Source organism: Hydrogenobaculum acidophilum, from assembly GCF_054656715.1.
Map to the genome: position 1 here is coordinate 41003 of NZ_BAAHXP010000009.1, position 24724 is coordinate 65726.

Below are 24724 nucleotides of genomic sequence, written 5' to 3' on the forward strand. Positions count from 1 at the left end.
GAGGGTTTATGAAAAAGTTTCTGCTAGGTTTAGCGGTTTTATGTAGTATATCGTACGGGGGAAATTTAGATTCTTTTCTTAAAAGCCTAAAAAAAGAATCCTATCAAGTGATAAACGTAAAAGACAACGAAGTATATATAGCAGGTAAAAACTTTCATATTGGAGAAATCCTTGACATAAAAGAACCAACTGGGCGTATAATAAACCCTCTTAGCCACCAGTTTTTAGGTTACTCTTATAAAGATGTTGCAAAGGTAAAGATAGAAAACGTTTATAATAACTTTGCCGTAGGTAAAGTTATATTTGGTAAAAAACCAAGCGTTGGTGATATAGCAAAAATAGACACAACAGACATATGTTTTAAGGGCTCTGAAGAAAAGCTCTACGACATAGCAGCCATATTTCCAAACGTGAAATCTGGGGAAAACTGTGGTCTTAGTATAAGAGAATTTCCGAAAGGATACGGTATAGCTTTCTCTGGAGTTCCTGGGGGTTTTATCAAAAAATCCATATACCAAGCCACCAACGAAGGCGTAGTTATAAAAAAAGCATCTATAAGAGATTTACATCTTCTTGTAACATCGAAATTTATAAAGTCTGTGGGCTCTTTGGTGCTAAGTGCTGATGTTGGCGATTTATACGGCAACGGGAAAGAATATCTCGTGCTTTTAACAAGGGACAATCTTTTAATATATCAGCTTTTAAGAGATGATGTAGTAAGGATAGCTGACATGAGTCTACCCGCAGGACACCCTATCTCAGTAAGCGTAGGCAGGATAGGTCAAGACAAAGAAGACTACATAATTGTAAATATGTTTACAGGCTCAAATATGTCATCTTTCATAGTAAAGATGGTGGGGGATAGCCCTGTGGTGGTAGCTAAGCATATCCATTATTTTATGTCTATACTCGACAAAAAACATCCTCACAAGACCTTCTGGGGACAGACTTTTACAGCAGATAGAAAGTTTGGTGGGGTAAAACAACTTGCTTTTGAAAACGGCGAGGTAAAAGCTGTTCAAAATGTGGATGTACCAGCAGGCTTTAGAATAGATGGAGCCTCTATATACAAAGGCGATACTATATTTATAGATAGCTCTCATAGATTAAGGGTGTTTAAAGGCGATACAGAACTCTATTCATCTTCGGCAATATTTGGTGGGTCTTATTCTTACGTAAATATACCTTTTATAAACGACACTACGATGAAATATATCTTTTATGAAAAAGGAGCTCCTTCTAAGCTAGAGGGTTTACCTGTATTTTTAATTGGGGCTAACAAAGAAAGCTCCATAGAAAAGTTTTTTGGCATTACAAAGTATGCCTATGGAAACCTTTACGCTCTTGATATAGGAGGCAAAGACAACGAACTTGTATATATGAAAAAGTTAAGAGGTGCTTCTTTTGAAGAGGCTATAGAAGGTATATTGCCTACAAAAGAAGGTATATTTGTAATAACTGGTAAAGTAGGTACAATACCCATTCAAAACAACTCAGATATTTACAAAATAAGTTTTAAGGTGCTTTGATATGAAAGCTGTGATAACACTCGTTGCCATATTTCTAACGCTATTTTTGATTTTTGTAATAGGTTTAAGGTTTTTAGCATACTATAAAATGAACAAGTTAAAAGGGGCTACGCTAAACGAGTTTAAAAATGAGAAAAAGCTAATACTGTATTTTTACTCGGAGAAATGCGGGGCTTGCAAGGTGATGTCACCCATCATAGATTCTATCAAAGAAGTAAAGGTAAGAAAAATAGACGTATTTAGCAAAGAAGGAGCAAAACTCGTACAAGAGTTAGGTATAATGGGTACTCCAGCCGCGGTCTTGGTAGAAAAGGGTAAAATCATAAGCGCTTTTGTAGGTGTTAAGAAAAAAGAAGATATATTAAATATGTTTTCTAAACAAGGGTGATTTTGTTATCCATGTATTTTTTGTTTATAAGCCAAATAAGGTCTTCGCTTATTGATTTTTTATACTTTGGCAATTTCTCTCTTATGGAAGACATAAGCTTTAGATGTTCTTCATTTTTTAAATCTGCAAAGTTAAATTGAAAATATCCGGATTGGGAAAGTCCAAGCACATCACCAGGACCTCTTAGTTTTAAATCTTCCAAAGATATCTCAAAGCCATCCCTTGTTTTAGTCATGATACGAAGCCTTTTTAACGTTGCGTTTTGCTCCGTTAGTTTTTGGCTTTTAACAAAAGCGCTGTTTACCAATAAAAAGCAATACCCTTCTTTGTCGCCTCTTCCTACTCTTCCTCTTAACTGGTGTAGTTGTGATAAACCAAACCTATGGGCATCCTCTATCACTATAGTTGTGGCCTCTTTTACATCTATACCCACTTCTATGACAGTTGTAGAAACAAGTATATGACCGCTTTCTTTAAACTCTTCCATAATACCTGATTTCTCGCTATCGCTCATGCGTCCATGCAAAAGCAAAACCTTGTAATCTTTAAATATATCTTTCCATTTTTCATACTCGGTCTGGGCTGCTTTCAAATCAAGCTTTTCCGATTCTTCTATGAGAGGGTATACTATATAAACTTTGTTTCCTTGTACCAATTCTTTTTTTATATGATTTATAAGAAAATCCATATCCTTGTGATGGTCAGAGTATAAAACGGCTGTTTTTACAGGTTTTCTCATAGATGGCATCTCATCTAAAACCGATATATCAAGGTCTCCAAATATACCCATAGCAATGGTCCTAGGAATGGGGGTAGCGCTCATATAAAGAAGATGGGGCATAAAGTTGTTGTTTTTTTCAAGGAGGTTTTGTCTTTGAGCCACACCAAAACGATGCTGTTCGTCTATTATGGCAAGTCCTAAGTTTTTAAACTTTACTTTTTCTTGTACCAACGCGTGAGTACCTATTACTATATCAATCTCTCCCATAGATATTAGCTTATGTATGTCTTTCTTCGAAGTAGAAGATGTTAAAAGCCCTACTCTATAACCGATGTTTTTAAAAAACTCATGAAAGTTTTTATAATGCTGGTTTGCCAATATTTCGGTAGGCACCATAACAGCCACCTGCAAGCCATTTTTGACCACCGCCAAAGCGCTGGCTATAGCCACAAGGGTCTTGCCGCTTCCCACATCACCTTGAAGAAGTCTACTCATAGGTTTTGCAGAGTTCATATCTGTAATTATCTCTTTTATAGCTCTTTTCTGGGCGCTTGTAAGAGGGAAGCTTATATTAGATTGCACTTCTTTTATTATTTCATCTGGATCGACATTTATTTGGTGTGCGCTAAGAGATTTTACCAAAGACCTTCTTTTTAACATAGCAAGCTCAAACATAAAAATCTCTTCGTATAAAAACCTTTTTTTGGCTTTTGATAGCAAAGTTTCAAAACTCTTGTAATCTCTAAAACAATCTTCAGCGTGTATTATCTTAAAAGCCATAGAAAGTGGTATTAAATCGTTTTCTTTTAAAAACTCTTCTGGCAGTATATCTTGAAGGTTTTGCCAATAATCTTTGTAATAGTTTAATACGCTTTTTATAGCGCTTTCCAAAAGCTTTCTTCTTTTTTGAGAGGAGGCAAGCATATCCTCTGGATTTTCAAACCTCTCTAATGGGTACACTGGTTTTATAATGTCTATTTCTTTTGAAGAGTCGCTAAATATTTTTGGATGGACCATGTACCTTTGGCCTCTAAACTCTTTTAGCGTACCGTACACCACTATCGTTTGACCTTTTTGATACCAACCCATTACAGAAGTGTCTTTTGTTTTAAACTTCAAAAAAAGCTTTAACTTTCCGTCTGTGGTTGTTATGGTAAAAGGAAATTTTTCTTTTTCATCGTAAGTAAGGTTTTCTATTTTTACCAAGATAGCCCCTTGAGTATCAATAGGCAAAGAAGATATAGATTTTAAGACAAGTCTATTTTCATAGTTGTATGGAAAATACCAAAGTATATCTATCAAGGTGTTTAAATCGCTTCCTCGAAGTATTTTTTTCTGGTTTTTATTTAGAAAATCCATATCATCTATTGATATGTTTAAATCTCTCAAGCTTCTTAAATATTTTGTAGGCTTTTGTAAAATACTGCCCTTAAAAGCCTCTAACTCGCTTAGTATTTGCTCTAAAAGAGCTTTTTTCTTCTCTTTTGAAAGTTCATCTATGATATTTAGGCTTTTATACAGACTTTCTGATATGTACGGCTTTAACACGTTGCTCAAGTATGTTCCAACACCCTTTGCACGCTCTAGCTTTATATCGCTTGAAAGCATTTCTTTTATAATAGAAACTGGTTTTTCCAACTCTTCCATCATCTTCCACCAAGTATACCACTGCCTAAATCAAAACGTTTTTCGTAAGACATGTCAGCTTGGGTTGAGCCGTTTCCATACATTTGGAATTCCATAGATGTGTTTGGAGTAAGCTTAATAGAACCTCCATAGTAAGTATCCAGTGGGTTTTGGCTGGTGCTTATATGAGCTTTTAGTTTTATGTTTTTAGATATTTTTTTCTCTATATCCATGTTGGTATTTAGATTGCCGTTAGCACTCTGGCTTGGGTATACGCTTAAGTTTACGTTTGTACCAAATATGCTACTTGCCAAACCAGAGGGCGAGTACTTGGATAGCTTGCTAGCCATAGCGTTTATTGGCAGTGCTGTAAGACCAGATTTGTTTAGTATAAAAGAAGATAAAAGTTGATTTTTTGGCATAGGAGGGTTTGAATATATGTTAAAAGTAGGGTCAGACAAGTTCCCCACCAACGATATGTATGTGTTGTAAGAATCTCCTGGAGACATTAAAAGGACATTTATATATTTTTTTGTATTCTTTAATTTAAGCATTCCATATCTTACATAAAAAGTTTTGTTAGAATAAGTAAGCTCTCCACCAAAAGCTTTTAAATTTAAATTATAACCAAAATTCCCATTCTTTGCAAAGGCTGACCCTTCTATACCAGCGTATATATTACCTTCTGGTAGCATAACTGTTATAGGTGTTAAGCTTTTAACATTTATATTCATATTTAGATTTTTAGGGATTTTCGAAGAGCTTCCGTAAGAAGATGGCATTGAAAAACTTTTGATATAAATAAGTCCCTCTGGATTAATAGAACCATTTATATTTATAAACGAAGAGAGATTCTTAAAAACGTAATTTGTATTTACAAAGCCATTTAAAAATCCCTGATAGTATCCATTTTTTGAATACACATAAACAGGTAAGCTCTTTAAAGAAGAACCTATATAAATATCGTGTTTAGAAGCTTTTATACTAAAAGCTATAGAATGCTTTTTATCAGAAGATGAAAATACAACGTTTATAGGTGTAAAATAACCATCTTTTGAAGTTTTAATATCAAGGTCTAAGTTGCTGTAAAGAGGTAAAGACAGATATTTTGAAAGAAGCAACACAGGTTTTGGGCTTTTAAGATTCAAGTTTATATCCTTATCGTCTATACTAAGAACATAGTTTATATGCCCTGCCAACAAAAACGGAAGTTTTGATTTTATAAAAGCAAGCGTATCGTCTATATCCATAACGCCGTTTGAATTTATGTAAAATTTCTTATCGTATCCAAAGTAAAAACTTCCTTTTAAAAGCCCATCTACACTTGATGTGTTTGCCTTTAGATAAAACGGTTTTAAACCCAAAACACCATTTATCACAGAGCTTTCTAAAATAGGTTGGTGGTAAAGATATACTTTAAATCCATCGGTTGTCCATACTATATTACCGTTTTTTTGAGAACTTCCGTTTAGACTTGCTAATTTTATATGAAGGTTTTTATACCTTATATCAAAACCCTTACCATACATGGTGTATATACCGTTGTTGTTTTTTATATAAAAGTTTATTGGGATTTTAACACCTTTGTAAACCACAAAACCAAGAGCGCTTATATTCTCCTCACTATCAACGGTACCATTCAAAGCCAGGTCTACGTGTAAAATCTTGTTTTGACCCATAAGTTTTGCACTAAAGCTTATAGTCTTTGATATATTTAGATTTGAAGTAAGCAAAAAGTTTTGCTCTTGCAAAGTAGGTTTTAAGTTTAATGTGTTGTTTTGATAAGCAAAATATACGTTTCCTTTTATATTTTTCAAAAATCTATAATTTGCGTTTGATATTGTTATATTTCCAGATATGTTTTTAAAACTGCCAGACCCATTTACAGCACCAACAGCGTAAAGATTTTGTGAGCTTGAAGCGTTAAATCCTACGTTGTTTATATTTATGTTGTTGTTTGATATATTTATAATACCACCCGAAATATCAGCAGTATAAATAGCATCTTTTATATACTTGTATAGCATAATGTGTTTTGGTTTTATATAGCCGTTTAAGATGTTGTTTTGATATACAAAGAAAGCATCCATATAAGAAGAGCTGCTCGATACTTTAAAGATGTTGTCTTTGTAAGATAAGTATATAGGCAAAGAACCAATATTTACGTAAGGTAAGCTTATAGAAGATGCGTTTAGAAAACCTTCTACAAAAAACTTAGGATAAAGGCTTACCTCCAAAAGCCCACTTATGTTTGTTTTTAACTTATGGTAAGATGCGTAAAAATCAAAAAGATGAAGGTTTGTTAAAATATGATGTTTGTTAAAGGCTATATTCCCTTTTACGCTTTGTTTTCCGTAAAGTGAGTAGTATAGGCTACCGGCGTTTTCTTTTTTAAAATCAAGGTTTCCTTTTAAAAGCCCCATACCAAAGGCATATTTGTAAACTCTTACGTTTGAAAGCTTTAAATCTAAATTGAGTATTTTGTTGTCTACGCTGTAAAAAAGCTTACCCCCGGCGTACAAATCTATAGGATATTTTAGGTTTGAAGCTATATCTTTGTTAGACAGGTGAAGGTTTTTTATGTTTATATCAAACTCGTTTTGTTTACCAGTGTAATCTATGTAAAACTCTGCCAAAGGACTTTTTAAGACCCCATCAAAAGAGACACCCTTTTCAGGATAAACATAGCCCTTTAGTTTAAAAGATGCATTTTTTATAGGTTTTAGCTTTGGTATATATATATCATCTATGTTGAGGTTTGATGTAAAATCTAGATTTTTATTGTTTATATAAGCAAATAGCAAACCTTTTAAGGTAGAAGTATCAAACACCGGTGTCTTTATAGGCATAATAAAACCAGAGGCAATAGCTTTGCCTATCCTATGGCGCCACCAAAAGTTTACATTAAAATCAAACAAAGAGGATACGGCGTTTATATCTTTTGCTACAAAATACCCGTCTTTCAAATAAGCTTTTGGCACATACACATAAACTTCTTGTCTTGAGCTTTTACTAAGATAAACATAGCGAGCGTAATCTTTTGTATGAAGAACACCGTTTGTAAGGCTAACGCTTGGTATAAAAAGTGCAAAAGCGTTGTTTGAAAATCTATCAGCCCCAGCTATGTATAGGTTTCTCACATTCACATGAAAAAGCCTATAAAACTTTTCGTAAAGTCTCAAATTAAAATCCGGGACATTTGATGGCTTGTTGTTTTGAGCTACAAAGATTATATTTAGTTCATCAACATCGGCGTATAGATGCTTTTTATAAAAATACAAATCCCCGTCTTTTAAGTAAAAAAACCTTGGTTTTGAGTTGTAAGAAATCCCTTTTATACCAATACCAAGTCTGTAAAATGTTAGTTTTTTTATTTTTATACTTTTACCATCTATATTAAAAGCCAAATTTTTAACATAAAAACTCCTATTTTTATAACCAAAGCTTATATGATGTTTGTATATAAAGTATAAAGGGTTTAACACCAAAAAATAAAGCGCTAAAAGAAAAACTAAACCCCTTAAAAATTTCTTCATTAAAAATATTTTATCGTATGCTTATCATTAAAACACCCACAAATATAAAGAACATACCCAAAAAATCGTATATATTCATGTGCTCTTTTAGATAAAAGTACGAAAATAGGCTTATAATCACAAAGCCACTGCCTACCATGATGGGATAAGCTATGCTTAGATTTATCTTTTTTAGAGCAAAAGCGTAAAACAAAAACTGAATGCCAAAACCCACAAGACCAGCCAGTATAAAAAGTTTTGAGCTTTTAATAGCACCGATTTTAACGGCAATGTTTGAAAAAGCATTTAGAAAAAGAGCCAAAAAAAGCGATAACCAGTATATCATAAAACCCCTCCATAGGAGGGGAAACAGTTCATATTGTAGAGTAAAGGGGTTTTACAGAAGCCCCGGTGGTATCTTCAAAATCTCTTGGGACACCTAGCTCTTCCAAGCAGGTAGGTAAATCGTGATAAAACTCTGCCACTTTTACAAGACCCGTTTCTTTACCTACTTCGTTAAAGAGTTTTATCTTGGTGCTTGCTTTACCTTTGCCCCTTTCTACTATAGCTCCAGCATGACCAAAGGACACACCCTCTAAATTTTCTTGAAATCTTCCAGCTACAAAAGCGGCTACCGGCTTTTTCCATTTGCCCTGTTTGTAAAGCTCTAGTATAGCCATAGCGGCGTTTTCTTCGTAAGTACCCCCTACTTCTCCTTGAATTATAAGGGCTTTTACGTTTGGGTCATCGTATATATTTCTTACAACATCTTCAAAGGTGGTGCAAGATATCACATCTCCACCAAGGGCAATGGCTGTATAAACTCCCCAACCTCTTCTCATCATCATTTCAGCGGTGGTAGTGGTAAGACCACCCGATTTTGATAATATCACAAGACCACCAGGCTTATAAGCGATGGATGGGTCTTTACCGCCAATAGCACCAACTCTTATTGGAACAGATGGCACAATAGCACCAAGGGAAGTAGGACCTACTATAATAACGCCTTTTTCTTTGGCATAGTTGTAAAAGTATGCCGTATCCCTTATTGGCACATGCTCTGTGATGATATATATAAGTTTTATGCCGTTGTTTACAAGCTCAATGACGGCATCTTTTACAGATACAGGAGGTACATATATAAGTCCGGCGTTTATATCAGGGTGATGGGACAATGCCTCTTTTACAGTGTTGTAAACAGGAACATTAGCTACGCTTGCACCACCTTTTCCAGGTGTTACACCAGCCTTTATATAACCAGGATAGAGAGCTTCTGTTTCTGTAACCACTTGAGAGGCCTCTCTTCCTGTGATACCTATTACCACAAACCTTGTGTTATCGTTTAAATAAACAGTCCCTTTCATAATACGCTCCTTATACTCCTAAATCTTCAGCTACATTATCATCGACGCTTTTAGTTTGGTGCTCCAAAAGATACTTGAGCCTTACCGGTGCTTCTGTAAGGGGTAAAGATGAGTCGTAAATCTCGCCTTTTACACCGCACTCTTTCATGGCCTCGTAAAGCATCTTTAAGCCTTTTTCGGCTTCTGGTCCGTTTCTTCTTACCACCCATACCCAGTTTGGGTCTAACTTACCTTCTTTTTTCAAATCTCTTATAGCGTTTGCCACACCTTCACCCAATGTAACATCTATACGCGTGTTGTTGGCTGTACCCCCACAAACCAAAACACCTCTTATACCTGGTTTAGATAGTATTATGCGGGTGATTTTATACATCTTTTCAGCAGGAGGGTTTCCGCCTATATCGGTGAAGTTTGCAGGTTTTAAACCGATGTTGTAACAAGTTTCTATGGTAACGGTAGAACCACCACCACCAAAGGTCATAAGGGCTATATCCCCATCCATTTCTACGTAGGAACCAGCTTTACCTCTATGGTCGTCTCTATCTATTAAAGAGGCTTCTATTTCTCTTTGGGTGGGTGGTCTTTTCATAGCGCTTCTAACACCGTATATTTTTGATGGTGGTACAGAAGCATCGTCATCTATAGTTACCACAGCATCAAGAGCGTATACTTTTTGTTTTCCGTTTGCATCGCATATGGCTAGCGGGTTTATCTCTATAAGCTTTGCTTCAGTTTCCCAAAAAGCTTTGTAGAGATTTGCTATAACCTCTGATAGCTCCCTTAAAACTCCAATATACTCTTTGGGAAAACCCATCTCCATAAGGTACTCTCTTACCATGTAAGGATATAGCCCTTCCAATGGGTTTATCTTAAAGGTTTTTACCTTTTCTGGTGGGACTTCTTCTATGTCCATACCACCCTCTAAGCTGAGCACCAAAACTGGTGTCCTTGTCTCGGTAGAGTATGTAATAGATGCGTATAGCTCTTTTAATATTTTGGCTTTTTCAGAAAGTATTATACCAACGGGCATCTCTCCGTAAACTGGGTACTGCAAAAGGGCTTCGGCGGTTTCTATAGCCTCTTCTGGAGTTTTGCAAAGTTTGACAGCTCCTGCTTTTCCACGTTTTCCTACAAGCACCTGAGACTTCACCACAGACTCGCCAAGCTTATTGGCAAAGTCTTTCAAATCATCGTTGATGTGGTCGGCATACATATAATTTAACACTGGTATGCCGTACTTCTTAAAAATCTTATCGTAAGCTTCAAACTCGTAGAGGTTCATAAGATGTTGCCTCCTTTAAAAATTGACTAATATTATATCATATTTGAGCATCAAACAAACAATAAAGCCTTTTACGTTATAATAACTTATATGGATAGAAACCTTATTTATATAGTAGAAGACGATATGGATTTAGCGGATATACTTATTTTCAACTTAGAAAAAGAGGGGTTTGAGGTAAAACACTTTACAAATGGCAACGATTTTTTTAAAGCAATAGAACAAGCTTTACCAGATATAGTGGTTCTAGACATCATGCTTCCTGGTTACGATGGTGTACGAATATCCAAAATACTAAAACAAAACGTACTTTATAAAGACATACCCATTATATTTCTTACTGCAAAATCGGAAGAGGAAGACAAGATAGAAGGTTTCAACGCTGGGGCTGATGATTATATCACTAAACCCTTTTCTTCCAAAGAGTTGATAGCAAGGATAAGGGCTGTTTTAAATAGATATAAGAAAATTCATACATCAAGCAAGTTAAAGCTGGAAAACTTGGAGATAGACGACGATAGAATGGAGGCTACGCTTGACGGCAAGCCTATAAACCTTACCAAGACAGAGTTTAGGATACTAAGATACTTTTTAGATAACATAGATAAGATACTCACAAGGGATAAAATAATAAATATGCTATGGTCTTATGGCACAGATATAAACGACAGGACTGTGGATGTCCATATAAAGCATTTAAGGGACAAGCTTGGGGACTTTGGTAAGTATATAAGGACCATAAGAGGAGTAGGTTATAAGTTTAGTTTGAAAAATGAGTGAAGATAAGATAATAATAGGTAAATTTTTATCAACCTTTGGTATAAAGGGTGACTTGGAGATAGAGCTTGAGTTTGAAGAAGATGTTGATTTTTATATTAAAAACCTAAAACAAGTATATTTACAAAACAAACGCACCAAAGAGTTTAAGGCTTTTAATGTGATATTTAAAAAAGATAAAGGTAAAATACTTTGTCATATAAAAGGAATAGATAGCCCAGAGATGGCAAAAAGCTTTTGCAACGCCACCGTGTTTGCAAGCTTAAAGGACTTACCTAAAAAAGAAGATAGTTTATACCTTTTTGAGCTTTTCGGAAAAGAGGTAAAATTAGAAGACGGTAAGACCATTGGAAAACTCACAAATATATTTAAACACGGCAACACAGATTACTTAGAGATAGATTACGGAAAATATCTAATACCAGCAAAAGAACCATTTTTGGTAAAACTTGATGAAAATGATATAGTTATCTCAGAAAAACATTTTTTGATTTGAAAAGATAACAAAACAACATATATTTTAGAATATGAAAACTATCAAAAGCACCGAAGAACTTGTAAATATTCTTGAAAAAGAAGGTGAGCTTGTAAGGGTAAAAGACCAAGTAGATATATACTATGAGATTACAGAACTAACCGACAGAATGTGTAAAACAAAAGATCCAAAAGCCCTTCTTTTTACAAACGTAAAAGGATATAATATACCAGTACTAACAAACGCCTTTGGCTCTTACAAAAGACTAAACATCATCTTTGGCTATGAAAATTTAGAAGACATAGGCTGGAAGCTTTACAAAGTCCTAAGACCAGAAATACCAAATACATTTTTAGAAAAGCTAAAGAAACTACCGGAACTAAAAAAACTAAACGACGCTCTACCAAGGGTAGAAAGCAAAAACCCCTATAAGACTTTTAGTGAAAGCGTTTTTGATATACCAGTTTTAAAATGTTGGCCAAAAGATGGTGGAAGGTATATTACGCTTCCTCAGGTTATCACAAAAGACCCAGAATCAGGCATTAGAAACGTAGGGATGTACCGTATCGAGCTTTTAGAAGACAAAAAGTTAGCAGTACATTGGCAAATACATAAAGACGGAAACTCACATTACCACAAAGCAAAAAGAATGGGTAAGAAACTACCAGTGGTTATAGTAATAGGTGGAGACCCAGTGTGTACTTACAGTGCATCGGCACCGCTTCCACCAGAAGTGGATGAATATCTTTTTGTAGGTATGGTAAGAGAAAGTCCTGTGGAGCTTGTAAAGGGGAAAACTGTCGACATAGAATATCCAAAAAACGCTGATTTTGTAATAGAAGGTTATGTAGACCCAGAAGAACCATTAGTAGATGAAGGGCCTTTTGGAGACCACACTGGTTTTTACACCCCAGTGGACAAGTATCCAGCTATGCACATCACAGCCATTTTATCAAAAGATAACCCAATTTATATGGCTACAATAGTAGGACCTCCACCTCAAGAGGACAAATATTTGGGTTATGCCACAGAGCGCATATTTTTACCGCTTATAAAATTCAATCTTCCAGAGATAGTAGATTATCATCTACCTGCTAGCGGGGTGTTTCACAACTTTTGTTTTGTATCCATCAAAAAAAGGTACCCAGGGCACGCTTTTAAAGTGGCATATGCGTTACTTGGGCTTGGACTCATGTCTTTGGAAAAGTATATAGTGGTATTTGATGAGTGGGTAAATGTACACGATATAGATGAGGTTTTATGGATATGGGGAAACAACACAGACCCATCAAGGGATATAATCATTGCTAAAGGACCCATAGATGTATTAGACCATTCTACCAACGAAGTGGGTTTTGGGGGTAAAATCATTATAGATGCTACAAAAAAATGGAAAGAAGAGGGATATAATAGGGTTTGGCCAGAAGTGGCTAGAACCGACGAAGAGGTTAAGAAGAGGATAGAACCAGTATGGCAAAATATCCTCAAATTTTTATCCTAAAAGCTAAAAAAACTTTAAAAACCTCCGATATGTTAAATAACAAGTTTTAGGAGGTGCGTTATGCTATCAATCAATTTTAACTATGGTGCGCTTGTGGCTAACAACGCTTTACAACAAGCAAACCAAAATGTTACCAACGACATCACTCATATATCCACTGGTTTAAGGATATTGAGTGCCGCAGATGACCCAGCGGGTCTATTTATAGCAGACCAATTACACACCTTGGGTACAGCTTTAGGTCAAGGTTATCTCAACACCCAACAAGGTTACTCTTTGGCACAGGTGGCAGACGGACAGTTATCTCAAATCTACAACACGCTAAACACGATGTACACCTACGCTGTTAACGCCGCAAACTCCACCAACAACATCAACTCCGCCGGTGCTTTGCAAAACCAAATTTCTGCATTGGCTCAATCTATCAAACAAATAGTCAATACCACCACCTTTAACGGTAAAAAGCTGTTTGATGGTAACTTCATAAACCAAGCCATTCAATTTGGTGGTCAAGCTGGTCAATATATCAACATCTCCATAGGCAACCTATCCATAGAAAGAATGGGTGCCGCTATAGCTCAAACTGGAGATTTTACAAATATAAACAACGGTTCTACCGCCGCTAATATAATGGCTTACTATAGCGGTTCTGGGCCCATAAATGTAAGCACCACAGCGAGTGCTACAACTTACGACGGTGCCAATACCACCGCTTCTCAAACAGTGGTAACCTCTGATGTGTTATACGATGGTAACAAACAGCTATTCATAAATGGTAATGAAGTTGTAGCTAGTGCATACGCTTCAGCCACAAACGCATACTTGGACGCGCACATAATAGCCAACAACATAAACTCTATATTCAACGGCCAAGTCACAGCACAAGCTTCTAACACGCTACAAGGTACAGAAGCTTTTGGTACCATACAAGTAGCTTCTTCTGCCACAGTAAGCATAGTAATATCAAGACAAGTAGAGCAAAGTAGCACGGTGGGTGTAGGTTTTACACCTCTTACAAACGCAGCAGGTCAACCAGAACAGCTAGCAAATGGTCAATACGTAGGTACTGTATCCCAAACTATAAACTTGGTGGGTGGTCAAACCTATAGCCTGCAAGACATAATATCTGCTATAAACGGTGTTGCTACCAACACTGGTGTTTACGCCACCACAGACTCCACTGGCCAATACTTGCAACTTTACACCACAGATGGTTCTACATTCCAAATCAATATCAACGTGCAAAACTCCAATACATCTTCTAATGCTACATACGGATTGAATTTAGCAAAATTTGGCGCTGTTACACCGGCAAGCTTAGATGGTACTGCCTCAGCTACATACGGTGCTATAGTATCCGTTGGTTCATTGCAAATTACAAGTCCTTCAAACCTCCAAATTGCAGCTTTTGGAAACGGTCTAAGTGGAAATGCCAACGACAACCTTATAAACAACTTAGTGTTTAATACACAGGTATCAAACAGCTATATAAATGGTTATAGCTCTACAAATACTACAACGGTAAACGGCACTCCAACAACAGGTTACAACTACTTTGTAAAGGACTTATTAAGCATAAACGTAACCACCACTCAAGGAGCAAATCAAGCTCAGATAATCCTTCAAAACGCTATAAACTATGTAGACACTATAAGAGCTCAAGTAGGTTCCGTAATGCAACAAATGCAAACACTATCAAACGGTGATCAAACAGAGCAAACAAACACGCTAAACGCTGAAGCTGCCATAAGAGACCTAAACATCTCCCAAGCAATGACGCAATATCAAAACGACAATACGCTACAACAATCAGCCCTTGCAATGCTTGCGCAGGCAAACGCAATACCTCAACAACTTCTCACACTCTTCAGATAATAAATATCCTACCTCCCCTTTCTGGGGGAGGTTTCACAACATCAAAATATCTTTTCTTTTATATCTTCTTCCATAATAATCTTAAAATCCAAATACAACAAATATCATACATATAACATTTCAATAAATATATATTTACTTGCATTAAATGTAAGGAGGTTATAAATGTTTTTTGTATCTGAAGCTTCACCGCTGTTTTTCATATTAAGTATAGTATGGCTAATAATAGACCTCATTTTAAAAGCTTTTACAAATACAAACAATATAAACATATTTTTAATTGGGTTGTACGGGTTTTTCTTAAATGTGATAATGGGTGCTATGTACCAGTTAATACCAAACTCTCTTATGAAAAAGCCAACGTTTCCAAAATTTTCTTTTGCAGTGTTTGGCATAAGCGTTTTAAATGGATTTATAATGCTAATGTGGTATTTTGGGCTTTTAGGAAACAAATATTTTTCTTTTTCAAGTGCAATACTTATAGTACTTTTTGTAATACATATATTAAGTGCTTTAAAAACACCAAACAGCGTAACGGCAAAGTTTTTAACGGCAAGCTTGATATTTCTAGTGTTAAATGTTTTGGAGCTTCTAATATTTCCTTTTAACAAGGTAAATGTATTTTTCTTGATTCATACTTTTACAATAGGTTTTGTATTAAACGCTGTAATAGGTGTAGAACTTGCTTTGGTACCGCTTTTATATATGGAGCCTCTAAATATGGGGTTGGCAAACAAGCTATTTTGGATTCATCAAATATCAGCTTCTATACTTATAGCATCTTTTTATGTGTTTGATTTAAAACTTGTTTACTTTGCCGGCATTTTGGAATTTATGGTTTTAGGTTTTTTTGTGAATATTGTTTATAAAACCGTTGAAAACAGAAAGTTTCCAAAAAACATACCCTACACGCTTAGGTATTTTTTCTTAGGTCTTGGTTTTTTGTTTTTGGGTGTTAGTTTCGGGCTTTTAGTGGCATCAGGGATATTAGAACCGTTTTTGCACGGAGATGTTATGATATATGGGTTTGGTTTGGTTACGGTATTAGGTGGAGTGTTTCACTTCATGCCAAGGATACTTTGGAACAAACTATACGCCAACAAACTAGGTGAGCAAAACATCCCACCAATAGATGCTATGATAAATCAAAATATTGTAAAACAGACTTTACCGATGCTTGGTTTTGGTTTATTTGTGCTTATTGTATTTGAAGCTAATCCATATTTAAAACCAGTGGGAGACATATTGTACGCTCTTATAGTAGCTTATAGTTTATACGCTTTTGTTAGAAAATAAGATTTTGGCAGTTTTTATATCAGTTTCTATTTGGGCTTTTAGCTCTTCTATAGAGTTAAATTTTTTCTCTTCTCTTAAAAAGCCTAAAAACGTTATATTTAAAACACTATCCACCAAATCATCTTTAAAATCTATAATATGAACTTCTAATATGTTTTGATTTGTGTTTTCTACGGTGGGTCTTTTGCCGTAGTTTGCCACACCAAGATAGTTGTTTACTTTTACAGCGTAAACACCTTCTTTTAAACACATGTTTTGAGTGTTTGATATGTTTGCAGTGGGAAAACCAATCTTAGACCCCAAACCCTTGCCTTTTATCACTTGTCTTTCAATGCTATAATCTCTACCAAGGTATTTTCTTACCTCATCAAATTTTGCTTCTTTTAAAAGCCTTCTAATAAGGGTGCTACTTACTATATGCCCATCCACTTTGTAGGGTTCACTTGGTATCACATCAAAACCAAGCGTTTGCCCCATCTCTTTAGCAAGCTCAAATTCCCCTTCTCTTTTAGCTCCGTATCTCCAATCGTATCCTACTATCAAAAGCCTTGTATTTAGCTTTTCATAAACGTAATATTTTATAAAATCTCTTGCTGATATATTGCTAAAGTCCTTTGTGAAGTTTATTACAAATATATTTTCAACACCAAGACCCTGTATATATTTTTTTCTTTCTTCTACAGTTGATATCATACAAGGTGCTGATTCCTTTTCAAGAACTTCCAACGGATGAGGGTCAAACATCAAAACAGATGGAATAAGGTTTTTTTCTTTTGCTTTTAAAACAAGGGTTTTCAAAAGATGTTGATGTCCAAGATGAACACCGTCAAAATTGCCTACTGCTAAAGCTATTGGTTTTTCAAGCATTAACGCTTTTAACCACTGTCCCTATGTTTTCCCCTGACAATATACGTTTTAAAGCTCCTTTTTGATGTATATTAAAAACCACCATCTCTATATTGTTGTCTTTGCAAAGAGTTATAGCTGTATGGTCCATCACCTTCAAGTCTTTATTTATGATATCTATGTAAGATATCTCCTTTATAAGCTCTGCATCTTTGTAAATGGCTGGGTCTTTTGTATATATGCCATCTACTTTCGTAGCCTTCATCATAACATCTGCGTTTATCTCAGCAGCTCTCAAAGCAGCAGCTGTATCGGTAGAAAAAAATGGATTTCCAGTGCCAGCAGCAAATATAACAATTCTTCCTTTCTCAAGGTGTCTTACCGCTCTTCTTCTTATGTATGGTTCTGCTATTTGTCTCATCTCTATAGCTGATAAAACCCTTGTTGGTATATTGTGTATCCTCTCTAATGTATCTTGCATAGCTAAAGCGTTTATAACGGTGGCAAGCATCCCCATATAATCGGCAGTAGCTCTATCCATACCGCTGGCTTGGGCTTTTAACCCTCTAAATATGTTGCCACCACCTATTACAATAGCCATCTGAACGCCTATTTCGTAAGCTTCTTTTATCTCATTTGAAAAACTAGTTATAACATCCTTATCTATACCAAAACCCTGGCTTCCAGCCAGGGCTTCACCTGATATTTTTAAAAGTATCCTTTTATATCTCATGCACCAATTTCAAACCTACAAAAGCCTTTTATAGTTACGTTGTTGGCTTTTATATAATCTTGTATGGTTTTCTTCTCGTCTTTTATAAACTTCTGATTAAGGAGCGTCTTCTCTTCATAGAATTTTTTGAGTTTGCCTTCTGCTATCTTTTCAAGCATGTTTTCTGGCTTACCTTCTTTTTTGGCTTGTTCCATGTATATGGCTTTTTCTCTTTCTATAACCTCTTGTGGCACAGTTTCAGGAGATAAAAACTCTGGTCTCATAGCGGCTGCTTGAAGAGCAACGTCCTTGACAACCTCAAGGTTATTACCTTGGTAAGATAGCAATACTCCTATCCTACCACCACCGTGTATGTAAGCGAAATTTGGTCCCTCTATTACACAGTAGCGTTTTAGCTGTATATTTTCACCTATTTTGGCAATAGCTTCTTTTAAAAGCTCTTCAACAGTCATTCCATCTATCTTTCCTTGAAGTATAGAGTTGTCTCTTGACTCTCCATTGGTATCTTTCACGTTTTCAAATACATAATCAAGGATTTTATTGGCAAGCTCTTTAAAAGAGTTGTTTCTTGCTACAAAATCTGTTTCACAGGCAAGTTCTATCATGGCACCTTTTGAAGGTGTAGATTTTGCTACTATAAGACCTTCTTTTGTCTCTCTTGAAGCTTTTTTATCGGCTTTTGCCAAACCTTTAATACGAAGTATCTCTTTGGCTTTTTCTATATCACCGCCTGCTTCTTCAAGGGCTTTTTTGCAATCGAGCATACCAGCCCCAGTCATCTCTCTTAAAAGCTTAACATTTTCTGAGCTAACCGCCATAAAATCTCCTCCTATCAATAATCTACGCTATCTTTATCTATATCTTCATACTTCTCAGACATAGCCATGGCCTTTTCAAAGAGCTCTTTCTCTTCTTCGGCCACCACCACCACTCTTCTTTTTGAGGTTTCAGATACCACAGAAGCTTCTCTTCTTTGCTTACCATCTATGACAGCATCCGCTATCCTTGAAGTTAAAAGCTTGATGGATTTTATAGCGTCGTCGTTCCCTGGTATAAGGTAATCTATCTCATCTGGGTCGCAGTTAGAGTCAGCTATAGCCACAACTTTTACACCAAGCCTTCTTGCCTCTGTGACAGCTATATGTTCTCTGTTGGTATCTACCACCCATATTATATCTGGTATCCTATCCATGTCTATGATGCCTTTGTAAAGTTTTTGAAGCCTTTGCATCTCCCTTTTCATAGTCACCACTTCTTTTTTTGGTAAAACCTCAAAAACCCCTTCTTTCTCCATACGCTCTAATTGACGTAGTTTTGCTATGCTTTTCCTAACAGTTTTAAAGTTTGTAAGAAGACCACCCACCCATCTTTCATTTACATAAAAAGATTCACATCTCAAAGCTTCTTCCATAATCACATCTTTTGCTTGTTTTTTGGTACCCACAAAAAGCACTTCCGCCCCTTTTGATACCGCATCGGATACGAAGTTATAAGCCTCTTCAAGGTAAAGCACCGTCTTTCCAAGGTCTATAATGTGTATGTTGTTTCTAACACCGTAAAGATACGGCGCCATCTTAGGGTTCCATCTTCCCTTAGAGTGTCCAAAATGAACACCTGCTTCCAAAAGATCCTTCATGCTCACAGACATAAAAATACCTCCAAAAGGGTTTTTAACCTCCTCTAACCTAAGCGTCAGCTTCCTGACGACCCTTTTTGATTAGAGTGCAGTTTAATCTATTATTATATCAAAATCCCAAAAACTTTGTATAATATCTTTAGGAGAGATGGCTGAGTGGTCGAAAGCGGGTGATTCGAAATCACTTGTGGGTTCACGCCCACCGAGGGTTCGAATCCCTCTCTCTCCGTTCTAATCATTGATAATCAATGCTATCTCAGGAATTCATAAAAACACATAATTTGAGATTTTCACTATGCATTCATATTAATGTCAACATAAGTATATATTGGTAGACTTCGTATGGCACACTTATGGCACATATTGATTGTCAATGGTTTGAAGGCGATGATAGTGTGTAGGGTATTGGGATTATGAGGATTATTAAGTTAGATAAAACGTAAACAAAATTTTGATTGATGTAAGTCTTCTACTGATAGATACTATAGGGTTATTTGTCTAAATATTATTTTAAATATTAGAATTTATATAAACTATCTGGTGATTTCAAAAGATCGTGATAGCTATAGCTTTTCATAGAAAGGTTTACTTCATATTTAAACTGTAAAGTTGTGTTATAAATCAAGTAATATAGCTTTTAACTTTTCTTCATAATTACTATATATTCATGTAGTATCGTATTAGAAGTTTTACCGTTTATATTAGAAGGTGAATTTTTTAAAGGCATTCTCTTATTTGAAATTTTACGAATAAAAATGTTTTCAATATTTAAACCAAGGCTTTCAAATAATTCAGCAGTTATAAAATCCATCTCAATTTGTATATTCCTAACCATTCTATTTCCAACAATAAAACATACGTATGCATTGCTATTTAATGTTTTAACTATTTGAAATAGAGACAGATAATAATCATTAAAAAAAGAATAAACTTCTAAACTTCTCCTTAAATCTATCCTTTCTATTTCTTTTATTGTTTTGTGTAAAGTGTGTGATGGTAAAATCTGTAATTCTTTTATTAATTTGCCACCTATAGATAGATTATCTAAACTTAAATCACTATCACCGTAAGGATTTATTCCCTTTAACCAATCAAAACTAAAACTTGAAAACTGACCATAGGCTACTGTGGTTTTGCTATCACCATAAGGTGGTGAAGTAATCACCAAATCGACGTTTTTTATAGGTATAGGTTTTCTTACATCGTGCAAGAGCAATCTATAATAATTAGAAGGTACCTTATCAACTTCTAATATTTTTAAGTAGTTTTCAATAAGAGAAACAAAGACACTTTTCACATCTGGCATAAACTTCTTAAGTTTTTCTTCTGACAATCTATATCTTTTAAACTCATTTTTTCTATTATTAGACACATTTCTAACTGTTTGGGAAAACGCTACTAGAAGAAATTTAAAGATTTCACTTTTTTTTATCTTTTTCAAAAAACTTCTTATCTTACCTAAATCCTTTATAACATAATCTTTAAACCAATAATTTAGATTTTTTACTTCAGGAACATCTGGTGTTAGGTTATCCCATTCTCTATAAAATCTATCTAAAATATCTCTCACTAAGTTTGCATTAATATTGGAAGCTCTTACATCTGTAATCAATAATGCCAGAGGGTTAATATCTGTACCTATAGCTCTTCTGTTCAGTTTTGAACTTTCAACAATAGAAACACCACTACCACAAAACGGGTCATATACAAGGCTATTCTCATTTGAATAGTTAGTTAATAAATAATTAACCAGTAAATAATGAAGCATAGCTGGATAATCATGTATTGAATATCTACCATTGGAAGCTCTAAATTCCTTAAAATCAAATTCGTTATACTCAATCCGCTCTAAACATTCCATATAAATTTATTTTAACATATGTATGTATGAGTTCAGTACATCGTGAACACTTACACCTAAAAAAATTATACCAACTTTCATAACATCGCTCCAGAGTTGATAACCTTTTCATTCCCGTAAGCTACTTCTCCAGGAGTTCTATAGTCTAGAGCCCAATGAGGTCTTATGAAATTGTACTTGTCTATGTACTTCCTTAGAAGATTGTTGAGATGATCTATGGGATAATCTACGCCTTCTATAAACCACAATTCTTCTTCTATGGTTCTTATGACTCTTTCAACATTACCGTTTGTTTTATTGCGTGGCATACTTGTAGGTGTTCTTGGATAGCTGTAATAATGCTCTATACCAATTTCGTTTAAGTATTTGTCAAACTCTCCCATGAATTCAGTACCATTATCTGTCTAAACTTTAACGATGTTGAATTTAAAATACTTCATAGCCTCTTGGATAAAGAGTTTTGTATTCCTTGAAGTTTTATTCTTATAAACTTTTGCAAATACTAGTCTGCTATATTTATCTATAGCTGTGTATTGGTAATAAGTTACACCTCTTAAAACAAGATGCTTTAGATCTATCTGGACTACTTCTCCTGGAGCTCTTGCTCTTAGACCCATCTTTGTTCTCTTTCTATTTTGACTTTGTTTTTTCTTTTGCTTGATGTTCTTTGTTCTTTCTATGAGACCAAAGGCCTTCAGTATCCTATATACCGTAGAAGGAGATACTTTTATACCCTTTTCTTTTTCAAGATATCTTGATATTTTCTCCTTGCTCCAAGTAGGGTTTTCATTCCTTACTCTTATTACATCTACCTCATATTGTCTTCTTATGGTAAACCGTGGTATACTTGTCACCCCCTTTCTAATGTGATAATCACTACATAAACATGATATAAATCAGACATATATCTGCCTCATTTAAATAAGATATGTAGAAATTTTAACAGATGTAAGTGTTCATAGTCTATGTGAATCTTTACAACATGAATAAAAAAATTATCTTATTATATTATTTCTCACCTATAACTTCAAAAGTCATTTAGTAAGATTATAACCGTATATTATCCTAATTTATCATTAACAAAACTTACTATATCTGAAAGAGGAGAAATAAATTCTGAGTCAATCTCTTTTGCAATGAAAGCTTTATCAAAAAATTTAAGCATACCCCTATGTTGTGGGTTATTTATTTCATTATAAAAATTGACAGTCGCAAAGCATATTAAAGGTACTTGGATCATATCATAGCCAATATTATACTTATCCTTGATTGGATTCTCAGTAATAGCAATCTCCATTAATAACTTCCACCTATATGTTTGTCCTGCTCTTTCTCTTAATGATGTTTTTAAAGAAACTATTATGTATTTGTCGATGGATTTGTTTTTTTTCGTATATATAATTATATCAACATCTGGTTTTTGGACTTCATTTCCCACTTTAATTGAAGTAATTCTATTAAAATCTTTAATTTTTGATTTTTGTGATGTAATATAAATGTATGGTTTAATATTACCTTCTATTTTGTTCTTCAAGAACAAATAAATAAAGCAATTAGAAAATGCACTCCCGGCAATAGATTTCATCGCCTGGCTAATGTTTTTAATTTCGCCTCTATTTACTCTTTCTTCTACAAGATTTCTTACCTCTTCTTCAGAATTTCTTAAAACTTCATATATTCGATTAAAGGAAGTTAGCCAGTTTGCATTTTTAGTTTCGATTAATTCATAAAATTTATTTAAAATGGGCCTCATATAATATATTTCTTCTATCTTTCTAATAGTACTTTCTTCATCCCTTGTTAACTTATACAATTTATTAACCTCCTTTAGCCATTCTATGAGGCTGTCTCATTAATTATGCAAACTATCTTACTAAGCATTATAGCACACCTAAGAGATCTACCTCTAAACTTGTCTAAATCCATTATAACAACGTTTATCAAGACAAATCAATATGATAAAAGCAAGATACGTTATCATATGCTAAAATCCATTAACAATAGTTCTTCTGAGGTTTCAAACCTTAGAGCAAATAGTTGTCTGAGTTTGTAAGATTGGGCTGCAATCTTAGGATGGGGTTTATCTAGCCATTGGGACTGTCCACTCTATTGTGTAAATCTTTCTATGTTAAGATATTAAACTGCTTTAGGAGGTTTGTATGAAAGTTGAAAGAAAAGTGATTACTCAAGAAGAGTTGAAAGAGCTTATGAAAGAAGCCTTTGCAAAGATAGTGGAAGCTGCTTTAGAAGACAAGTATGCCACGTCACCAGAACTTGATGATTTCTTAGGCTATGAACCTTACGAAAGAAGCGACAATCCTAATTATAGAAATGGTTATTACCACAGAAAAGTTCAGACCGAGAATGGTGATATAGAGATAAAAATGCCAAGAGATAGAAATTCAGAATTTGAGCCAAAGATTGTTCCCAAGAAAGGGACAAAGATATCGGAAGAGATTCAGAACAAGATAATGCTAATGTATTCCAAAGGCTTGTCGACCAGAGATATAGTTGAGATTATAAAGGGTATATACGGTGTAGAGTTATCTCCTTCTTTTATATCAAGGATTACAGATAGGGTATTACCAGAAATAAGAGCCTGGCAGTCAAGACCTCTAAAGGAAGTATACGTCTCTATTTTTATAGACTGCGTTTTCTTCAAGGTAAGGGATATAAACAAAGTAAGAAACAAAGCTCTTTATTTGGTAATTGGTATAGACGATGAAGGAATGAAAGAAGTCCTTGGATTTTGGATAGCTCAGCAAGAGAGTGCCAGTTTTTGGATAGAGGTTTTAAACGATCTTAAGTCAAGAGGGGTAGAGCATATCTTTACAATTGTAAGTGATGATCTTCCTGGTATTGAAAACGCTTCCTTGGCAACCTTCCCAGAAGCAACCCACCAGAAATGTCTGGTGCACAAAGTCAGAAACAGCTTAAAGAAAGTATCCTCTAAAGATAGAAAAGAAGTTGCTATAAGTATGCCACAGGATAGGACCTAAGAAAGATATATCAAGCTACTACCAAAGATATGGCGATGTTAGAATTTGAGAGATTCAAAGATAAGTATCCATCTGTTGTAAAAGATTGGGAAAAAGATATAGATTACATTTTAGCTTTCTATCAATATCCTTATGAGATAAGAAGGATGCTAAGCACTACCAATCTCATAGAAAGTGTAAACAGCAAGATAAGGAAAATAACAGATGGCAAGAGAGTATTCCCAGATGATGATAGTCTGATAAAGGTTGTCTATGGTGTTATTCTAGAGTTAGAAAACAAATGGACTAAACCTATAAAAG

At 34.9% G+C, this 24724-nt stretch carries 22 protein-coding genes and 1 tRNA gene; 10 read left to right on the forward strand and 13 right to left on the reverse strand.

Translation table 11 applies throughout. The features are described from left to right. The first annotated feature begins 8 nt into the window (after positions 1-8). Together ACYQZV_RS05995 and ACYQZV_RS06000 are read left to right on the forward strand one after the other, a co-directional pair. Complete coding sequence (locus tag ACYQZV_RS05995; RefSeq protein ID WP_459894036.1) at positions 9-1529, forward strand: hypothetical protein; 1521 nt, start codon at positions 9-11, stop codon at positions 1527-1529. A 1-nt stretch (position 1530) separates the two neighbouring features. Further along, a complete protein-coding gene (locus ACYQZV_RS06000; protein WP_459894037.1) occupies positions 1531-1917 on the forward strand; it encodes a thioredoxin family protein in 387 nt (128 codons plus the stop codon). On the opposite strand, the gene recG is transcribed toward ACYQZV_RS06000, so the two are convergent. The 5 genes from recG to ACYQZV_RS06025 are packed head-to-tail and all read right to left on the reverse strand — an operon-like array spanning position 1904 to position 10425. Then, entirely contained in the window at positions 1904-4288 is a 2385-nt protein-coding gene (recG, locus tag ACYQZV_RS06005; protein ID WP_459894038.1) for an ATP-dependent DNA helicase RecG, read from the reverse strand. The two genes, ACYQZV_RS06000 and recG, sit on opposite strands and share 14 nt — an antisense overlap. Beyond that, positions 4285-7800, reverse strand: coding sequence for a translocation/assembly module TamB domain-containing protein (locus tag ACYQZV_RS06010; RefSeq protein ID WP_459894039.1), 3516 nt, complete (start codon positions 7798-7800; stop codon positions 4285-4287). Before ACYQZV_RS06010 ends, recG begins: the two co-directional genes overlap by 4 nt. 10 nt (positions 7801-7810) lie before the next feature. After that, complete coding sequence (locus ACYQZV_RS06015) at positions 7811-8125, reverse strand: DMT family transporter (RefSeq protein WP_459894040.1); 315 nt, start codon at positions 8123-8125, stop codon at positions 7811-7813. Positions 8126-8153: 28 nt separating this feature from the next. Further along, complete coding sequence (locus ACYQZV_RS06020; protein WP_459894041.1) at positions 8154-9143, reverse strand: succinate--CoA ligase subunit alpha; 990 nt, start codon at positions 9141-9143, stop codon at positions 8154-8156. A gap of 10 nt (positions 9144-9153) precedes the next feature. Continuing rightward, positions 9154-10425 (reverse strand): ATP-grasp domain-containing protein, encoded by a 1272-nt coding sequence (locus ACYQZV_RS06025; protein ID WP_459894042.1) that lies wholly within the window; start codon positions 10423-10425, stop codon positions 9154-9156. A gap of 90 nt (positions 10426-10515) precedes the next feature. On the opposite strand from ACYQZV_RS06025, the gene ACYQZV_RS06030 reads away from it, so the two are divergent. The 5 genes from ACYQZV_RS06030 (at position 10516) to ACYQZV_RS06050 (ending at position 16349) form a co-directional block, all read left to right on the forward strand. Continuing rightward, positions 10516-11205, forward strand: coding sequence for a response regulator (locus ACYQZV_RS06030; RefSeq protein WP_459894043.1), 690 nt, complete (start codon positions 10516-10518; stop codon positions 11203-11205). After that, entirely contained in the window at positions 11198-11698 is a 501-nt protein-coding gene (gene rimM, locus ACYQZV_RS06035; RefSeq protein WP_459894044.1) for a ribosome maturation factor RimM, read from the forward strand. The genes ACYQZV_RS06030 and rimM overlap by 8 nt, the downstream gene beginning before the upstream one ends. Positions 11699-11729: 31 nt before the next feature. Beyond that, the gene (locus tag ACYQZV_RS06040) at positions 11730-13178 is read left to right on the forward strand and encodes a menaquinone biosynthesis decarboxylase (protein WP_459894045.1); all 1449 of its coding nucleotides are present in this window, start codon (positions 11730-11732) and stop codon (positions 13176-13178) included. A 60-nt stretch (positions 13179-13238) separates the two neighbouring features. Next, positions 13239-15053, forward strand: coding sequence for a flagellin N-terminal helical domain-containing protein (locus tag ACYQZV_RS06045; RefSeq protein WP_459894046.1), 1815 nt, complete (start codon positions 13239-13241; stop codon positions 15051-15053). Positions 15054-15218: 165 nt separating this feature from the next. Continuing rightward, on the forward strand, positions 15219-16349 hold the full coding sequence (locus ACYQZV_RS06050; protein ID WP_459894047.1) for a hypothetical protein: 1131 nt from the start codon (positions 15219-15221) through the stop codon (positions 16347-16349). Here ACYQZV_RS06050 and ribF read toward each other — a convergent pair. From ribF to rpsB, 4 genes are read right to left on the reverse strand one after another with little or no spacing between them, the layout of a single operon-like run. Further along, complete coding sequence (gene ribF, locus ACYQZV_RS06055; RefSeq protein WP_459894048.1) at positions 16326-17216, reverse strand: riboflavin biosynthesis protein RibF; 891 nt, start codon at positions 17214-17216, stop codon at positions 16326-16328. The genes ACYQZV_RS06050 and ribF overlap by 24 nt on opposite strands. Continuing rightward, the gene (pyrH, locus tag ACYQZV_RS06060; protein ID WP_459894049.1) at positions 17209-17928 is read right to left on the reverse strand and encodes a UMP kinase; all 720 of its coding nucleotides are present in this window, start codon (positions 17926-17928) and stop codon (positions 17209-17211) included. Before pyrH ends, ribF begins: the two co-directional genes overlap by 8 nt. Next, positions 17925-18746: a translation elongation factor Ts gene (gene tsf / locus ACYQZV_RS06065; protein WP_459894050.1), complete on the reverse strand. Its 822-nt coding sequence runs from the start codon at positions 18744-18746 to the stop codon at positions 17925-17927. The genes pyrH and tsf overlap by 4 nt, the downstream gene beginning before the upstream one ends. Before the next feature lie 14 nt (positions 18747-18760). Further along, complete coding sequence (gene rpsB, locus ACYQZV_RS06070; RefSeq protein ID WP_459894051.1) at positions 18761-19576, reverse strand: 30S ribosomal protein S2; 816 nt, start codon at positions 19574-19576, stop codon at positions 18761-18763. 130 nt (positions 19577-19706) lie between these two features. On the opposite strand from rpsB, the gene ACYQZV_RS06075 reads away from it, so the two are divergent. Continuing rightward, positions 19707-19793: transfer RNA gene (locus tag ACYQZV_RS06075), tRNA-Ser, on the forward strand. A 408-nt stretch (positions 19794-20201) separates the two neighbouring features. Here the strand turns inward: ACYQZV_RS06075 and ACYQZV_RS06080 are convergent. The 4 genes from ACYQZV_RS06080 to ACYQZV_RS06095 form a co-directional block, all read right to left on the reverse strand. Further along, the gene (locus ACYQZV_RS06080; RefSeq protein WP_459894052.1) at positions 20202-21425 is read right to left on the reverse strand and encodes a DNA methyltransferase; all 1224 of its coding nucleotides are present in this window, start codon (positions 21423-21425) and stop codon (positions 20202-20204) included. Between the two features lie 77 nt (positions 21426-21502). Then, on the reverse strand, positions 21503-21808 hold the full coding sequence (locus ACYQZV_RS06085; protein ID WP_459894053.1) for an integrase core domain-containing protein: 306 nt from the start codon (positions 21806-21808) through the stop codon (positions 21503-21505). Positions 21809-21829: 21 nt separating this feature from the next. After that, positions 21830-22279 (reverse strand): helix-turn-helix domain-containing protein, encoded by a 450-nt coding sequence (locus tag ACYQZV_RS06090; protein ID WP_459894054.1) that lies wholly within the window; start codon positions 22277-22279, stop codon positions 21830-21832. 206 nt (positions 22280-22485) lie between these two features. Then, positions 22486-23238 carry a BsaWI family type II restriction enzyme gene (locus ACYQZV_RS06095; protein ID WP_459894055.1) on the reverse strand — a complete coding sequence of 251 codons (753 nt, stop codon included), beginning with the start codon at positions 23236-23238 and terminating at the stop codon, positions 22486-22488. A gap of 346 nt (positions 23239-23584) precedes the next feature. Here ACYQZV_RS06095 and ACYQZV_RS06100 point away from each other — a divergent pair, with 346 nt between their 5' ends. Together ACYQZV_RS06100 and ACYQZV_RS06105 are read left to right on the forward strand one after the other, a co-directional pair. Next, positions 23585-24424, forward strand: a complete 840-nt coding sequence (locus ACYQZV_RS06100; protein WP_459894056.1) for an IS256 family transposase — start codon at positions 23585-23587, stop codon at positions 24422-24424. A gap of 35 nt (positions 24425-24459) precedes the next feature. Then, the coding region (locus tag ACYQZV_RS06105; RefSeq protein WP_459894057.1) for a transposase at positions 24460-24724 on the forward strand (265 nt) is incomplete at its 3' end.

Bases quoted from the DNA above. Each gene is read 5' to 3' on its own strand.
- rpsB (WP_459894051.1), bottom strand. From the start codon at position 19,576: ATGTCTGTGAGCATGAAGGATCTTTTGGAAGCAGGTGTTCATTTTGGA.
- ACYQZV_RS06025 (WP_459894042.1), bottom strand. From the start codon at position 10,425: ATGAACCTCTACGAGTTTGAAGCTTACGATAAGATTTTTAAGAAGTAC.
- ACYQZV_RS06040 (WP_459894045.1), top strand. From the start codon at position 11,730: ATGAAAACTATCAAAAGCACCGAAGAACTTGTAAATATTCTTGAAAAA.
- ribF (WP_459894048.1), bottom strand. From the start codon at position 17,216: ATGCTTGAAAAACCAATAGCTTTAGCAGTAGGCAATTTTGACGGTGTT.
- ACYQZV_RS06020 (WP_459894041.1), bottom strand. From the start codon at position 9,143: ATGAAAGGGACTGTTTATTTAAACGATAACACAAGGTTTGTGGTAATA.
- ACYQZV_RS06100 (WP_459894056.1), top strand. From the start codon at position 23,585: ATGAAAGTTGAAAGAAAAGTGATTACTCAAGAAGAGTTGAAAGAGCTT.
- rimM (WP_459894044.1), top strand. From the start codon at position 11,198: ATGAGTGAAGATAAGATAATAATAGGTAAATTTTTATCAACCTTTGGT.
- ACYQZV_RS06045 (WP_459894046.1), top strand. From the start codon at position 13,239: ATGCTATCAATCAATTTTAACTATGGTGCGCTTGTGGCTAACAACGCT.
- ACYQZV_RS06000 (WP_459894037.1), top strand. From the start codon at position 1,531: ATGAAAGCTGTGATAACACTCGTTGCCATATTTCTAACGCTATTTTTG.
- ACYQZV_RS05995 (WP_459894036.1), top strand. From the start codon at position 9: ATGAAAAAGTTTCTGCTAGGTTTAGCGGTTTTATGTAGTATATCGTAC.
- ACYQZV_RS06030 (WP_459894043.1), top strand. From the start codon at position 10,516: ATGGATAGAAACCTTATTTATATAGTAGAAGACGATATGGATTTAGCG.
- recG (WP_459894038.1), bottom strand. From the start codon at position 4,288: ATGATGGAAGAGTTGGAAAAACCAGTTTCTATTATAAAAGAAATGCTT.
- ACYQZV_RS06015 (WP_459894040.1), bottom strand. From the start codon at position 8,125: ATGATATACTGGTTATCGCTTTTTTTGGCTCTTTTTCTAAATGCTTTT.
- ACYQZV_RS06080 (WP_459894052.1), bottom strand. From the start codon at position 21,425: ATGGAATGTTTAGAGCGGATTGAGTATAACGAATTTGATTTTAAGGAA.
- ACYQZV_RS06050 (WP_459894047.1), top strand. From the start codon at position 15,219: ATGTTTTTTGTATCTGAAGCTTCACCGCTGTTTTTCATATTAAGTATA.
- ACYQZV_RS06085 (WP_459894053.1), bottom strand. From the start codon at position 21,808: ATGGGAGAGTTTGACAAATACTTAAACGAAATTGGTATAGAGCATTAT.
- pyrH (WP_459894049.1), bottom strand. From the start codon at position 17,928: ATGAGATATAAAAGGATACTTTTAAAAATATCAGGTGAAGCCCTGGCT.
- ACYQZV_RS06010 (WP_459894039.1), bottom strand. From the start codon at position 7,800: ATGAAGAAATTTTTAAGGGGTTTAGTTTTTCTTTTAGCGCTTTATTTT.
- tsf (WP_459894050.1), bottom strand. From the start codon at position 18,746: ATGGCGGTTAGCTCAGAAAATGTTAAGCTTTTAAGAGAGATGACTGGG.